We start from the raw sequence: 14,724 nt of genomic DNA on the forward strand, positions 1-14,724 counted from the left end.
CATGGCGGTCAGGGATCGCTGCCGGGCGTACCCGTTTCTGCGTGGCCGGCGCGGTGGCTGCAAGTTGCGGAATGGAACGCCCGGGACGCTTGGAACGTGCTACAGGCCAGGAGGCATGATGCGAATTCGGACCCGGGACCAGATACAGTCGCCGTCGGCGATCAACGGCGGAGTGCATGCAGCCGTACAGGCGCTGACCGACAGACCGGTGCGTTGCGCCGCACCGCTGCCGGTGGTCCAGCCGGTCATCCTTGCCGGTGGCGCCGGGACGCGCCTGTGGCCGCTCTCGCGCGAGCAGTTCCCGAAGCAGTTGCTCAACCTGATTGCCGAAGACACGCTGCTGGAAGCGACCGCCAACCGCCTGGCGGGCGTGGCGGAACTGGCGGGCCGCCCGGCCGGCATGGAGGCCGCGCAGATCGTGGTCTGCGGCGAAGAGCACCGCTTCATGATCACCGACATGATGAAGCACGCCGGCAAGCCGGCACGGGTCTTGTCTGAGCCCTGCGGGCGCAATACCGCGCCGGCGCTCACGGTGGCGGCACTGCATGCGCTCGCCGCGGCGGGCGACAGTGGCGATGCCGTGCTGGTGGTCACGCCGGCCGACCACAGCGTCGCCGACGTCGAGGCGTTCCGCCAGGCCATCGCCACGGCGATACAGCACGCCGACCTGGGCGCCATCGTCACGCTGGGCGTGAAGCCGGTCGCGCCGGAAACCGGGTTTGGCTACATCCGCGCAGCGGGTGGTGCGGATCGCGGCGCCTTCGTGCTGGACCGATTCGTCGAGAAGCCGCATCTGGAACTCGCCAAGCACTATGTCGAGTCCGGCGAATTCTGGTGGAACAGCGGCATCTTCGTGGTGCGGGCCTCGGTCTGGCTCAGGGCCGTGGCCGAACTGCAGCCCGAGATGGCCCGGCAATGCCGCGCTGCCTATGAGGCAAGCGAACGCGCCGCCTGCGCCGGCGAGGTGCTTTGCCTCGGCAAGGAAGCCTTCGATGCCTGCCCGTCCGATTCCATCGACTACGCCGTGATGGAGAAGCTCGAGACGCTGCCGGATATCGCCGGCATGCTGGTGCCGCTGGATGCGGGCTGGTCCGACGTGGGTTCGTGGGCGGCGATCTGGGATATCGCGCCCAAGGACGCCAGCGGCAATGCCGGGCGCGGGCGGGTGCTGTTCGATGGCGCCACGTCGTGCCTGGCGCATTCAGAAGGCCGCCTGATCGCATGCGTCGGCGTGCAGGACGTGGTGGTGGTGGAAACCGCCGATGCGGTGCTGGTGGTGGACAAGGCGCATGTGCAGGATGTGAAGAACATCGTGCAGCGCATCCGCTCGGAGCATGGCAATGAAGTGGTGAACCATCGCAAGGTGCGCCGGCCCTGGGGCTGCTATGACTCCATCGATCACGGCGACCGCTTCCAGGTCAAGCGCATCGTGGTCGAGCCCGGCGCCAGTCTGTCGCTGCAGATGCACTACCACCGTGCCGAGCACTGGGTGGTGGTGCGCGGCACCGCGCGCGTGACCTGTGGCGACAACATCAGCATTCTTTCGGAGAACCAGTCTACCTATATCCCCATCGGCACCCTGCACCGGCTGGAGAACCCGGGCAAGACGCCGCTGGAGATCATCGAGGTGCAGTCGGGGGCTTATCTCGGCGAAGACGACATCGTGAGGTTCGAGGACAACTACGGGCGCAAATAGGGGTCGGCGGCTGGTGTGTGCCGCCATGCGCCAGCAGGTGCAGCAGGCACGCAGCGGTTGCTGTATGAACAGCAAGGGCAGCATGTGGCGGGAGATATCGTGAGCAGAATGTCATTTGCCGGTGCCATACCGGTACCCGACCAGGTGTCGCCGCGCAGCAGCGCGAATGCGCGTGTGTTGCTGGACCATGCAGGCTGGATTATCGCGGCGGGACTTGCCGGCGCGGCCATTGCCGGGCTGGCGTCGCTGTCGACGCCCGATCTCTATCGCGCCAAGGCACTGGTGCAGGTGCAAAACCGGGACAGTGGCGCCGGAGCCAGGCAGGTCGCGCCGCAGCTTGACCTCGGCATGCTGAAGAGCCGTGCGGTGGTCGGCCCGGTGGTCGAACGCCTGCATCTGGATATCGAGGTCCAGCCGCTGCGCGCGCCGCTGCTGGGCCGCCTGGTCAATCATTTCTCCGAACCCGGCAAGCTGCGCGGGCCGTGGCCAGCGGAACTGGGCTATGCCTGGGGCGGCGAGCGGCTGGCGGTGGAACGCCTGCACGTGCCCGAGCGCCTGCTCAATGTGCCGCTGACACTGGAGGTCCTGCCCGACAACGCCTTCCGGCTGCTGCGCGGGACGGACGTGCTGCTGGAGGGCCGGGAGGGCCAGGTGGCCGAGGCGGGCGCAAAGTCGGGCGGCATCTCGATGCTGGTGGCACGGATCGAAGCCCGTCCGGGCACGCGCTTCCTGGTGACGCGCCGCGACCTCACGCTGACAGTCGACGCCGTCACGCGCGAGCTGCGCGTCGACAGCGAATCCACCGATGCCACCACGCTGCGCATCAGCTGGCAGAACAGCGACGGCGCCACCGCGGCGGCGCTGGTCAACGGCATTGCCGATTCCTACATCAAGGGCCAGGCCGAGCAACGCCAGGACGACGCGGCCGCGACGCTCGCCTTCCTGTCGGGCGAGCTGCCGCGCGTCAAGGCGGAACTTGAACGCGCCGAGGGAGCGCTTACGCGCTACCGCTCGCGCTCGGGCTCGCTGGCGCCCAGCCAGGACGTGCAGTCCTACCTGAACGGCAGCATGGAATACCAGCGCCAGATTGCCTTGCTGCGCCTGGAGCGCACCAAGCTGCTGCAGCGCTTTACCACCGAAGCCAACGAAGTGCGCACAGTCGACAGCCAGATCCAGCAGCTGATACGCGAGCGCCAGGAGATGGACGCGCGCATGCAGAACCTGTCCGCGACGGAGCGTGAATCGGTGGCGCTGACGCGCGACGTCAAGGTCGCCGAAGACATGTACATGACGCTGCGCAACAAGGTCGAGCAGCTGTCGCTGGCGCAGCTCGACCGCACCGGCCAGATCCGCATCGTCGACAACGCGCTCACGCCCATGGTCCCTATCGGCATGGGGCCCTGGCCGCCGGCCGCGGGCGGCGGCGTGCTGGGAATGCTGCTGGCGATGGGCGTGCTGACGCTGCGCCAGCGGGTGCGTCCGACCGTGGCAACAGCCAACGACGCAGAGGACAAGCTCGGCATCACCATGCTTGGCGACATAGCCTTCAGCCGGGAACAGGCGGTGCTGGAGCGCATGGTGTCGGCCAAGGCCCTGCTCGGCGTGGCCGCGGGCTATGCCACGCCGCCGTCGGCCCGCCTCGAGCGGCCGCGGCCTTCCAGCGCGGTGATCGACGTCGCCGCGCTGGAGGATGACAGCGCCGACCGGCTGCTGCGCCTCGGGCTGCACGACCAGTTCCTGCTGGCGCGCAACGCGCCGCACTCGCTGGCGGTGGAAGGGCTGCGCAGCATCCGCGCGGCCGTGCATTTCGCCTTGCGCGATGCGCCGGACCGTGTCATTGCCGTGACCAGCCCGGCGCCCGGCGCAGGCAAGACCTTTGCCTCGGTCAACCTCGCGGTGCTGTTCGCCGAGGCCGGCCAGCGCGTGCTGCTGATCGACGCCGACCTGCGCCGCGGCCGCGTGGCCAACTGGTTTGACCTGCCCGCCGAGTCCGGGCTGGCAGAGGTGCTGACCGGGCTCGTGGCGCTGCCGACCGCGGTACGGCCCACGGTCGTCAACGGCCTGTCGGTCCTGCCGGCGGGCCTGCCGCCGCCGAATCCTTCGGAATTGCTGATGCGCCCGGGCATGGCCGAAACCCTGCGCCTGTGCGCCACCCGCTTCGACCTGGTGCTGATCGATACCCCGCCAGTGCTGGCGGTGGCGGATGCCACCCTGGTCGCCAACCTTGCCGGCTCGACCCTGGTGGTGCTGCGCGCCGACGCCACCCTGCCCGGGCAGGTCGACGAAACGCTCAAGCGCCTGCAGCGGGCCGATGCCCGCATGCTGGGCGGCATTCTCAACTGCGTGATCGCCAAGCGCAGCAACCGTGCAGAGTTCAACAGCGTCAATCCTTACCTCGGGATGCCAGTGACGGTGCCGCCATCGCGCCGGATCGGGCAGGCGCTGCGAATGGAAGACAACAACGAATAATTGACCGCTACCGGTGGGGCGTACCCGTTTCTGCGAGAGTCTCTGGGGCAGTTTCTGCGTGTGCGTCTGGGTGTGCTCCACCGGTCTGCGGCCGACCATCCGCTCGCCAGGAGGCGACATGAGGCGGCTTATGTTCGAAGGCTGTGCCGGCTGGCTGCACGAGGCACAGGGAAAGATCGGGGTGGTCCTGTGCGCGCCGCAGGGCCATGAAGCCATGTGGTCGCACCGGGCGTGGCGACACCTGGCCGACGATCTCGCGGCGGCCGGCATGCCGGCGCTGCGCTTTGACTACCCCTGCACCGGCGATTCGGCCGGTGCCTGCGACGAGGCCCATTTCGTCGGGCGCGCCGTATCCAGCATCGTGGCCGCGGCAGCGCAGTTGCGCGCACTGACCGGGGTCGACCGGATCGTACTGTGCGGCCTGCGACTGGGCGCGAGCCTGGCGGTGCAGGCCGCCGCGGCGATGCAATCGCACCCGGCATGGCCGGGTGGCGTGGCCGGGCTGGTGCTGCTGGCCCCCGTGGTCAATGGCCGCGCCTACCTGCGCGAATTGCGCGCGCTGCACGTGAACTGGCTGAACAGCGTCGGCCCCGCCGAAACCCCCCATCCGCCCCCGCCCGGTGCGCTCGACGTGCTGGCGTTCCGCTGCATGCCGGACACCGTGCGCGAGCTCGAGGCGCTGCGGCTGGACCGCGTCACGCCGTGTCCCACGCCGCGCGTGCTGCTGCTCGATGCCTGGCCCGGTACCACCTCGGCGGCCGCTGCGCTCGCGCGGCAATACGCCGACGATGGCGCGCAGGTCGAACAGGTGGCGTTTCCTGAATACCCCGCGATGATGCAGTCGGCGGAAAATGCTTCGGTGCCGGCGCAGGCATGGCAGCAGGTGAGTGCCTGGCTGACGCCTGAGCCGGCCGCGGCGCCGGCGGCCAGGCACCACCTTCGCGGCACCATCGGGGCCCCGGACTTGCGCGCGGCCGTGGATGGCGTCGTCGAGGAGGCGGTCTGGCTCGACGCCCGGCGGCAGTTCGGCATCCTGTGCCTGCCGCGGGATGCGGCGCCGGCCCCGGTCGCGGTGATCTTCCCGAATACGGGCGGCAACCATCATGTCGGCGACGGGCGCATGTATGTCACGCTGGCGCGCCGGCTGGCCACGCAGGGCGTGGCTTCGCTGCGGCTGGACGTGGCGGCGCTGGGCGACAGCCCGCGCGCGCAACGCAGCATGAGCATTCAGGCCATCTATTCGTCCGGTCCGCGGGCCGATGTCAGCGCGGCCGTCGACTGGATGCGCGCGCGCGGCTTCGGCCACATCGTGCTGGCCGGCGTGTGCTCGGGTGCCTTCCTCAGCCTGCAGGCCGCGCTGGCCAACCGCGGCGTCAACGGCCTGGTGCTGGCCAACCTGGTGATGTTCCGCTGGGACCGGGCCGACAAAGTGGTCGTGGGCCACGGCAACCGGTCGTGGCGGGGCTGGCTGTCCGCGGCACGCCATGCCAGCAACTGGCAACGGCTGCTGCAGGGCGATGCGCGGGTCGGGCCGCTTGCGGCCGCGATCGCGCGCAAGGCGTACCACCGCGCCACCGAGCGCCTTGCCTTCCGGCTGAGCCGCCTGCGCGGCGGCGAAGACCTGGCTTCGATCACTGGTTACGCGCGCGCCGCCATGCGCGACCTGGACGGCCGGGGCGTTCGTACGGACCTTGTCTATGGGGCCGCGGACATCGGGCTGGCGGAGGCCAGGCTGCGCTTTGGCAAGGACCTGGAAGCGCTGGCGCGGCTCACGCATATTGCCGTGCACCGGCACGCGTGCATGGACCACGCCCTGTTCCTGAGCGGCGGCCGGCAGGCCTTCTGCGACCATGTGGTGCAGCACGTCGAGCAGCAGCTGGCTGGCATGGATGCGGCACAGGCTGAGCTGCCGCAAGCGCCGGAACTCGCGACCGAGCGCAACTCCATGTCCCCCGGTGTGCCCTGATCCCCGCGTGCAGAGAACCCGGCGTGGATCGCGCCAATTCACCAAACCGAGAACCGTGGCTATGCAACAACGAGACAAGCTCTTCATTAACGGCAAGTGGGTCGCTCCCCACGGCAACGGCAGGATCGACGTCATCCACTCCGCTACCGAAGCGGTCATGGGGACGATTCCGGAAGGCTCGGCGCGCGACGCCGAGGATGCCATCCAGGCGGCGCGCGCGGCCTTCGACAGCTGGTCGGCAACGCCGCCGGCGGTGCGGGCCGGCTACATCGCCAAGGTTGCGAAAGGGCTGAAGGCGCGCATCGAAGAGCTGGCCCAGCTGATCGTCGGCGAGGTCGGCATGCCGATCAAGCTGGCGCGCCCGCTCCAGGTGGCCACCCCGGTTTACAACTGGCGCCTGGTCGCCCGGCTGCTCGAGGATTTCCGCTTCGAGGAAGAAGTCGGCAACTCGTTGGTGGTGCGTGAACCCGTGGGCGTGGTGGGCGCCATCACGCCGTGGAACCTCCCGCTCAACCAGATCACGCTGAAGGTGGCGCCGGCGCTGGCCGCCGGCTGTACCGTGGTGCTCAAGCCGTCCGAGGTGGCGCCACTCAATGCCTTTGTGCTGGCCGAGGTGATCGAGGCCGCGGGCCTGCCGCCGGGTGTGTTCAACCTGGTGACCGGCTACGGCCCGGTGGTGGGCGAGGTACTGGCCAGCCATCCGGAAGTCGACATGGTGTCGTTCACCGGTTCGACCCGCGCCGGCAAGCGCGTGTCGGAACTGGCCGCGCAGACCGTCAAGCGCGTCGCGCTGGAGCTGGGCGGCAAGTCGGCCGCGGTGATCCTGGACGATGCCGACCTGCTGTCGGCGGTCAAGGGCACCCTCGATGCCTGCTTCCTGAATTCCGGGCAGATCTGCTCGGCGCACAGCCGCATGCTGGTGCCGCGCGCCCGTTATGACGAAGTGAAAGCGATCGCGCAGAAGGTGGTCGAGGGCCTTACCGTGGGCGACCCGCTGCAGGACACCAGCCTGGGACCGCTGGTCTCCGCGGTGCAGAGGGACCGGGTGACCGGCTATATCCGCCGTGGCCTGGCAGAGGGCGCCGAACTGGTGGCCGGCGGCCCGGAGACCCCGGAAGGGCTGGACAAGGGCTTCTTCGTCAAGCCGACCGTGCTGGGCAACGTGGAGCCGGGCGCGACCGTGGCGCAGGAAGAGATCTTCGGACCGGTGCTGTCCATCATCTGCTATGACACCGAGGAAGACGCGGTGCGTATTGCCAATGACAGCATCTATGGCCTGGCCGGCGGGGTCTGGTCGGGCGACGAGGCACGCGCGATCGGGGTGGCGCGCCGCATCCGCACGGGCCAGGTCGATATCAACGGCGGCCCGTTCAACATGCAGGCACCGTACGGTGGCTACAAGCAGTCCGGCAACGGGCGCGAACTGGGCAGGTACGGCCTCGAGGAGTTCCTGGAGTACAAGTCGCTGCAGCTGAAGAGGCCGGCCGCCTGACGGCGCTGTCGGGGCCGGCCGGCTGCACGAGGCGCGCCGCCGTGCCAGGTTCCCCGCTCTGGCCCGGCACCTGGTCAGGGACAGCAAAAGGCCGGCATCTGCCGGCCTTTCGTTCTTCAGGCGTTGGTTCCCGCGTCAGGCCCGCTTGGCCCGCTTGGCGTGAGCGCCTCCATACTGATTCATGTAGCGGTACTTGCCGAAATGATAGTGGGCACGGTACCAGCGCCCCTCCACCTTCAGGCCGTTGAAGATCACGCCCTTGATATCGCTGCCGGCCTGCACGATCGCCCGCCGCGTGGCCTTGAGTTCCGATGCCGTGCTCAGGTCCGCGCGGGCCACCAGGAACACCGCGGCCGCCTTGGTCGCCAGCACGCCGGCGTCGGAGGTGGCCAGCACCGGCGGCGTGTCCAGCAGCACCACGTCGTAGCGGTTCCTGAGCGTTGCCAGCAGCGTATCCATGCCGCGGGTCTGCAGCAGGTCGGCAGCCAGCGGCGGCTCCGAGCCGGTCGCGATAAAGTCCAGGCCCGGCACCACGTCGCGCTGCAGCACCTGGTCCAGCGGCGTGCCGGTCAGCAGCTCGGTCAGGCCCGGCACGCGCGGCTTGCCGAAGTGGTGGTTGAGGCCGCCGCGCCGCAGGTCGGCATCGACCAGCACCACGCGGCGCCCGGCCGTGGCCAGCACGGTGGCGAAGTTGGCCGAGATGAACGACTTACCGACTTCCGGCGCCGGGCCGGTAATCACTACCACATTGTTGCCGTCGCTGTTGAGCAGGGCAAACTGCAGCGCAGTGCGGAAGCTGCGCAGGCTTTCCACGGCGGGGTCGTCCGGCATGCGCCGCGCCAGCAGCTTGTCGGTATCTGGCCCGCCGCGCAAGCGCTCCTGCTGGGCGCTGTAGGGCACCGTCGCGTACACCGTCATGCCGGTCTCGCGCTCGATCTCATCCGCATCCGCCACGCCGCCGTCCAGCAGGCGCCGCAGCACCACCACGGCGGTCCCGGCGAGCAGGCCCAGTATCACCGAGGCCGCGGCGATCAGCTTGCGGTTCGGCTTGGCCGGGCGGATCGGCACCTCGGCCGGGTCCACCAGGCGCGCCGTGCCCACCTTGCTGGCACGCACCAGCTTGAGCTGCTGCACGTCGTTCAGCAGCGACTGGTACATCTCGGTGCTGACCTTTACGTCGCGCATCAGCCGCAACACGTTCTGCTCGACATCCGGCAAGCGCTGGATCTTGGTGCCGACGGCGCCGAGCTGCGCGTTCAGGTCGGCAATCTGCTTGTCCATGATCTCGATCGCGGGATGGTTCGGGGTGAAGCGCGTGATCAGCTCCTGGCGCTTCTGGTGCAGTTCCTGCAGCTTGGCCTGCGTCGCCACGGACTGCGACAGGATCAGCTTGGATTCCTCGCTCAGATCGATGGTGCCACGCTGGTTGCGCATGGTGTTGTAGCGCGTCTCGGCGGTTTCCACCTGTTGCTTGAGTTGCGGCAGCTGTGCTTCCAGGAAGATCAGCGACTTCTCGGCTTCGGCCCCCTTGCGCGCCTGGTTCTGCTGGACATACGCGTTGCCGATCTCGTTCAGGATAGCCGCCGTCATCTCGGCCGAGGCGCCTTCCAGCGACACCCCGATTACGCCGCTTTGCTTGCCGCGCTCCGTGATGACCAGCTGGCTCTGCAGGTCCGAGATGGCGACGGCGCGCGGCAGGCGCGTGACATTGAAGATCGCGCCCGGGCGCGCTTCGAGCTCGCTCACCGTGATGGTGACACTGCCGCTGGCGGTGGCCACCGTCAGCGGCACGCCGACCGCTCCCTCCGCGATGGTGTCGTCGCTGGCGAACGCCAGCCGGTACTTGCCGTGGCCCAGCGCCGTGACGGTGATCAGGCGGCGCTCCATCGCCGGCGGCACGTCAAGGCGCGATACGGCGATCGCTTCGCTGCCCCACGCATAGCCGCCCTTGCCAAACAGGCCGGGCTGCGACAGCTCGCGGTTGAAGCTGGCCAGGGCCGCGCCCACTACGGGGAAATAGCGCGGCGACGCCGCGACGTCGAGGTGCAGGGCATCCACGGCCTTGCCCACCACCATGCGCGAGCGCAGCAGCTCGATCTCCGCCGAGGGGGCCGGCTTGACGTCATACACGGGCGAGACGGCGGCGCCTTGCTTGTTGTTGCCGGCGCCACCAGCAGTATTCTGCTCCTCGACCTGCACCAGGATGTCGGCGCGGAACACCGGCTTGGACAAGAAGGCAAAGAGCAGGCCTGCCGCCATGACCACCGCTGCGACCAGGAGAAAGGTCCAGCGATAGCGGACCAACACGTCGACATACGAGGTCAGGTCCACCGCCGGCTCGTCCGCTTCCGGTGTCTGCGTCTCGTAGTCACGCAAGTTCTTGATGTTGCTCATGTTGCCTCCCCGTAACGGGTTGACTGTGCCTCGGATTGAATTCTTGCCGCCCACGACTGCACGCCCTGCCGGATCAGGCCCAGCACGATCACGAACATGGCCTGCGAGCAGCCATAGGGGTCAGGGATGTCCGCCTGCTCGGCTTCGCACAACCGGTGAGTCTTGCCACGCGCAGCAGGGAACTGCGCCTCCAGCCATTCGCGCTGCTCGTGGTCCATCACCAGCACCAGGTCGGCGCCGGCCACCATGCCGGCATCCAGCTCGCGCGCGCGGTGCGGCGCCAGGTCCAGCCCTTCCTTCGCCAGCAGCCGGATCACGCGCGGGTCGGCGCCCGCGCCGACCGGCGGCGCCAGCCCGGCCGAGGTGACGCTGCATGCGGGCAACGCCTGGCGCAGCAGGTCGGCGGCCATCGGGCTGCGACAACGGTTGCCCAGGCAGACCACCAGGATCGAGCGGATCATCGCGGCGTCGGTTGGTTCCAGGATCAGCGGCTGCAGCATGGTTCAGGGCTTGGCCAGGCCGCCAATGCCAACCACCGGCTGCACCAGCAGGCTCATGACACGGCTCCAGCGCACCACTCCGCGCGCATCCACGTACACCACGTCCTTCGGCTCGAGCTCGAAGCCTTCGGCAATCGCCAGTGCCACCGGCGAAGTGCCGTCCAGGTGGTACACCTTGGGCGAATCGTTGGCCATCTTGCGGATCACGTAGATCTGTTCGGCGTTGGCCGAAGTGGGGTTCACGCCGCCGGCGTCTCCGAGGGCCTCGTTCAGGGTCATGCGTCCGTTGCGCATCAGCAGCGAGCTCGGCTTGACCACTTCGCCCGTGACGAAGACCTTGCTGTCTTCGCGTTGCTCGACCCGCACGATGTCGCCGGAGCGCAGCAGGATGCGCGCGGGGTCGACGCCCTTGGCCAGCATCGCGGGGATGTTCACGTACCAGCTGCGCTCGCCGCGCGTGACGCGAATGCGGCTGTTGTCGCCGGTGGTGTTGAGCACGCCGCCGGCGCGGTTCAGTGCTTCGACCAGCGTCATCGCCGCGTCGTCGATGGCCAGCATGCCGGGGGTCCTCACCTCGCCGTCGACATAGACGCGCTGGCTGCGAAAGCCCAGCACGCGCACCGTCATCTGCGGGTTGCGCACCACGCGCGAGAGCACGCGCGCCATTTCGTCGCGTACCTGGTTGGCGGTCTTGCCCGAGACCTTCATCACGCCGGCATAGGGGAACTGGATATCGCCGTTGGGGCTGACGACATAGCCCGGCATGTTCGATCCGCCAGTCGACGTCGGGATCTCGAAGGCCGCGCCGATGCTGTAGGTCTGCGTCGGGAACACCAGTTCGGGGTGGTCCCAGACCACCACCGAGATGATGTCGCCGGGGCCGATCACGTAGGGTTTCGCCTTGCCAAAGAGTTCCTCGACGCGGTCATTGGTGGGTTTGGATTTGGCGCGCATCTGGCGCACCAGGTCCATGGTGATGGGCGTGATGTCCGGCTTAGCATCCGGCCCGACCGCGTTCACGTTCGCGCTGGGATTGAAGTACATCCCCGGCGATGCCGCGCAGCCGCCCAGCAGCAGGGCGGCGCCGAGCATGGCGCACAGGCCCGGCAGCGAGCGCGACCGGACATGACGGTCGGTGCGGGTGAGGCAAGCGGTGCGGCATTGACTGTTTTCCACGACATTCCTCCTGCACATTGGGGCTGGGTCCGTGTCGGGCACGGCATGCCCCCGATGCTCCCAGCCTATGGCTGCGTGGGGGCCCGAATCGGTGCGCTCTCGCACACTCGCGCAAGCGCCGTGGGTGGTGCGCCGCACACTGCCCGGGGGCGCGCGGCGCCCAAGGCTCAGGCCTGTGGCCGGCGCTGGCCGATGGGGCGCGCAGGTGTGCCGCCGTATACGGTCCACGCCTCGCGCAGTGGCTTGGTGACCACCGAGCGCGGCGCGATCACGGCGCCCTCGGGCAGCGTCACGCCGGGCGAGATGAACGCTTCGGCGCACACCCAGACATGGCGCTCCAGCGTGATCGGCGACGCGATCAGCTGGAAGGTTTCGCTGTTGTAGTCGTGGGAGCCCGTGCACAGGTGCGAGCCCTGCGAGACGATGGCGTAGTCGCCAAGCGTGATCGGACTGATGTTGTAGAGCGTCACGCCGTCCGCGACGGCGGTGTGGTCGCCCATCACGAGGTTCCAGGGCGCCCATACCCTGGCGGCCGGGTAGACGCGGGCATCGCGGCCCAGCCTGGCACCAAACAGCCGCAGCAGCGCGGCGCGCCAGGCATGCATCGGGCGCAGGCTGGGCCGGAACAGCCACAGCCACACCCAATTCCATAGCTGCCGGCGCACCCGGTTCGACAGCGTAAAGGAGGGACCGGAAGTACGGCGGGTTTGCTGGATGATCATATGGGCGACCCCGGACGGCTTGCATTGCGGCCATGCTCGCCCGAAGCGGCCCGCGCATCGGTGCGCCGCGCCACAAAACGGGGGGGGCGGCCTGGCGCGTGCGCCAGCGCACTGAAATGCACGCGGCCCCGGCGCATGCTGCACGCACACCAGCAGCTTGCGCAGGCCTGCTGCCAACGCGTGCGCGCCGGAACCATGACCAGATGATGCAACCATTGAGGCCACGCGGCACACCAGGTGTCCTGATCTACAGCGCTCCGTTCCATCCCGCGGTCGGCGGCATGGAGCGCTTTGCCGAGGAACTCGCAACCGGGCTGACAGAACTTGGCTACCAGGTCGAGGTGGCCACGCGTACGCCGGCCGCGCCCGGCGATGCCACCGCGTTCCCGTTTGCCGTAACCCGCATCGACGGCCAGCTCCAGCTGGCCCGCGCCATGTTGCGCCACCGGCGCGTGCTGTTTGTCGGCCTGACTTTCTACGATGTGATGCTGGCGACCGCGCTACGCCGGCGCATCGTGCTGACGCATCACGGCCCCTACACCGTCTATGGCGACACGCGCCGGGCTTATGCCGGCGCCGTCAAGCGCTGGCTGACACGCTTCTACGACGGCATCTGCGTGAGCCAGTACCTGGCCGGGTGGTTGCCGGGCAAGCCGCTGGTGATCCACAACGGCTATCGCGATGAGCTGTTCGCGGGCTCGGTGCCCGCCGCCGCACGGCCCGCGGGGAGCTTTATCTTTGTCGGGCGCCTGGTGACGGAAAAGGGCGTGGACCTGCTGGTGCGCAGCTTTGCCCGGCTGCACGCAACGCGGCCGCAGGCGCGCCTGACCATTGTCGGCGACGGGCCGGAGCGCGATGCGCTGTCCCGCCTTGCGGCCGGGCTGGGGTGTGCCGGCGCGGTGCACTTTGCCGGCGGCCAGCCGGCCGCGGCCGTGGCGGCGATGCTGGGGCGGCATCAATGCCTGGTAGCGCCGTCGCTGGGCTACGAGTCCTTCGGCATCGTGGCACTGGAAGGCCTGGCGGCCGGCTGCGAGGTGATCGTGAGCCGGCGCGGCGGCCTGCCCGAAGCCGTCGGCGGCTTCGGCTGGATCGTCGAGCCGGAGATCGGGCCGCTGCATGTGGCGATGGAAGCAGTGCTGGCGGGCCAGTCACGGCGCACCGAACCCGGCACGCGGCTGTTCCTGCGCGAGCATGAGCGCAAGGCTGTCGCGCGCCGCTACGCCGAGGCCATTGCGCGGTTCACGCGGCATCCGCGGGGGCCCTGGGACAACGTGCCGTTGGGCACGGAGAAGCCAGGCCGCTAGGCTTCGCGCCAGCGGTCTTCATGCGCGGTCAGGCATTTGCGCAGGAAGCCCAGCATGCCGGTGCCGCAATACACGCTGATGCGGGGCAGTCCGAACGGGTCGTCGCTGGCGCGGGCCAGGCCGCGCGCGGTGATGGTGGCGTTGGCGTAGCCGGCATCCCGGACCATCAGCCGGTGCGAGGCATCCTGGCTGCCATACGGGTAGCAGAAGGCCGTTACCGGCACGCCGAGCAACTGCTCGAGCTCTTCCTTGGAGGTGCCGATCTGCCGCCGCGCCTCGCCCGGTGTCATGCGCCGCAGGTCCACATGGTCAAGCGTGTGCGAGCCGACTTCATGGCCGGCCTGATGCCACTGCCGCATCTCCGCCACGCTCATCAGCGCCGCGGGCCGTATGCCCAGTCCCCGGTCCCAGACGTTGCTGCCGGACATCTGCCGGGAGACGAAGTAATTGGTCGCAGTGAAGCCGAGCGCATCCAGCGCGGGCATCGCGTACTCGTACACATTGCGGAAGCCGTCATCGAAGGTGATGCCGAATACCTTGCCGCTGCGCTCGCCGCGCAGGTATGGCATCAGGTCGCGCATGCAAAGGCCGCGATAGCCCAGCCGGTGCATCAGCCGCATCTGGCGGTGAAAGCGCGCCGGAGGCACCCACAGCCCTCGCCCGGGCGAGCGGCGTGGCGGCGGGGCGTCAATCTGGTGATACGTCAGGATTGGAATCGACATGGCGAGAGCACGAAAGCCGGCGGGCAGGCGACCGTCAGATGGGAGCCATTCTGGTGCAGTGCATGGTAGGACTCGGTGCGCTGGTTCACATAGCCTTGCCGCGGCAGCGCTGGACGGTGCGGGTGTGTGGCAGCGAACAGAGCCTGCGGGCCGCCTGGCCCATGCTTCGGGCACGTGGACTTGTGATCCCACTTGCCATTGGCACCTGTTCCCGATGACTGGCACCGGCACATTGGTGCAAGGCACAAAGCGGGCATAAGGCGCGGATTCCGGAGATCGCCCT

General features: G+C 68.8%; 10 protein-coding genes. 5 read left to right on the top strand and 5 right to left on the bottom strand.

Going from position 1 to position 14,724, the window contains the following annotated elements:
• Window positions 1–115 precede the first annotated feature (115 nt).
• The 4 genes from DN412_RS07635 to DN412_RS07650 all read left to right on the top strand — a co-directional run bounded on the left by DN412_RS07635 (window position 116) and on the right by DN412_RS07650 (window position 7,623).
• Complete coding sequence (locus tag DN412_RS07635) at window positions 116–1,696, top strand: mannose-1-phosphate guanylyltransferase/mannose-6-phosphate isomerase (protein WP_244222587.1); 1,581 nt, start codon at window positions 116–118, stop codon at window positions 1,694–1,696.
• Window positions 1,697–1,804: 108 nt separating this feature from the next.
• Window positions 1,805–4,165 carry a polysaccharide biosynthesis tyrosine autokinase gene (locus tag DN412_RS07640; protein WP_115013943.1) on the top strand — a complete coding sequence of 787 codons (2,361 nt, stop codon included), beginning with the start codon at window positions 1,805–1,807 and terminating at the stop codon, window positions 4,163–4,165.
• A gap of 118 nt (window positions 4,166–4,283) precedes the next feature.
• On the top strand, window positions 4,284–6,131 hold the full coding sequence (locus tag DN412_RS07645) for a serine aminopeptidase domain-containing protein (RefSeq protein WP_161563990.1): 1,848 nt from the start codon (window positions 4,284–4,286) through the stop codon (window positions 6,129–6,131).
• A gap of 61 nt (window positions 6,132–6,192) precedes the next feature.
• Window positions 6,193–7,623, top strand: a complete 1,431-nt coding sequence (locus tag DN412_RS07650) for an aldehyde dehydrogenase family protein (protein ID WP_115013945.1) — start codon at window positions 6,193–6,195, stop codon at window positions 7,621–7,623.
• Window positions 7,624–7,758: 135 nt separating this feature from the next.
• On the opposite strand, the gene DN412_RS07655 is transcribed toward DN412_RS07650, so the two are convergent.
• The 4 genes from DN412_RS07655 to DN412_RS07670 form a co-directional block, all read right to left on the bottom strand.
• Window positions 7,759–10,017 carry a polysaccharide biosynthesis tyrosine autokinase gene (locus DN412_RS07655; protein WP_115013946.1) on the bottom strand — a complete coding sequence of 753 codons (2,259 nt, stop codon included), beginning with the start codon at window positions 10,015–10,017 and terminating at the stop codon, window positions 7,759–7,761.
• Window positions 10,014–10,517 carry a low molecular weight protein-tyrosine-phosphatase gene (locus DN412_RS07660; protein WP_115013947.1) on the bottom strand — a complete coding sequence of 168 codons (504 nt, stop codon included), beginning with the start codon at window positions 10,515–10,517 and terminating at the stop codon, window positions 10,014–10,016. The genes DN412_RS07655 and DN412_RS07660 overlap by 4 nt, the downstream gene beginning before the upstream one ends.
• A gap of 3 nt (window positions 10,518–10,520) precedes the next feature.
• Window positions 10,521–11,609: a polysaccharide biosynthesis/export family protein gene (locus DN412_RS07665; protein WP_115014042.1), complete on the bottom strand. Its 1,089-nt coding sequence runs from the start codon at window positions 11,607–11,609 to the stop codon at window positions 10,521–10,523.
• Between the two features lie 251 nt (window positions 11,610–11,860).
• Window positions 11,861–12,415: an LbetaH domain-containing protein gene (locus tag DN412_RS07670; RefSeq protein ID WP_115013948.1), complete on the bottom strand. Its 555-nt coding sequence runs from the start codon at window positions 12,413–12,415 to the stop codon at window positions 11,861–11,863.
• A 203-nt stretch (window positions 12,416–12,618) separates the two neighbouring features.
• Here DN412_RS07670 and DN412_RS07675 point away from each other — a divergent pair, with 203 nt between their 5' ends.
• Window positions 12,619–13,719, top strand: coding sequence for a glycosyltransferase family 4 protein (locus DN412_RS07675; RefSeq protein ID WP_115013949.1), 1,101 nt, complete (start codon window positions 12,619–12,621; stop codon window positions 13,717–13,719).
• On the opposite strand, the gene DN412_RS07680 is transcribed toward DN412_RS07675, so the two are convergent.
• A complete protein-coding gene (locus tag DN412_RS07680; RefSeq protein WP_115013950.1) occupies window positions 13,716–14,441 on the bottom strand; it encodes a polysaccharide deacetylase family protein in 726 nt (241 codons plus the stop codon). The two genes, DN412_RS07675 and DN412_RS07680, sit on opposite strands and share 4 nt — an antisense overlap.
• Window positions 14,442–14,724 lie beyond the last annotated feature (283 nt).

Origin of the sequence: Cupriavidus lacunae, assembly GCF_003353055.1 — a bacterium.
Lineage (GTDB): Bacteria > Pseudomonadota > Gammaproteobacteria > Burkholderiales > Burkholderiaceae > Cupriavidus > Cupriavidus lacunae.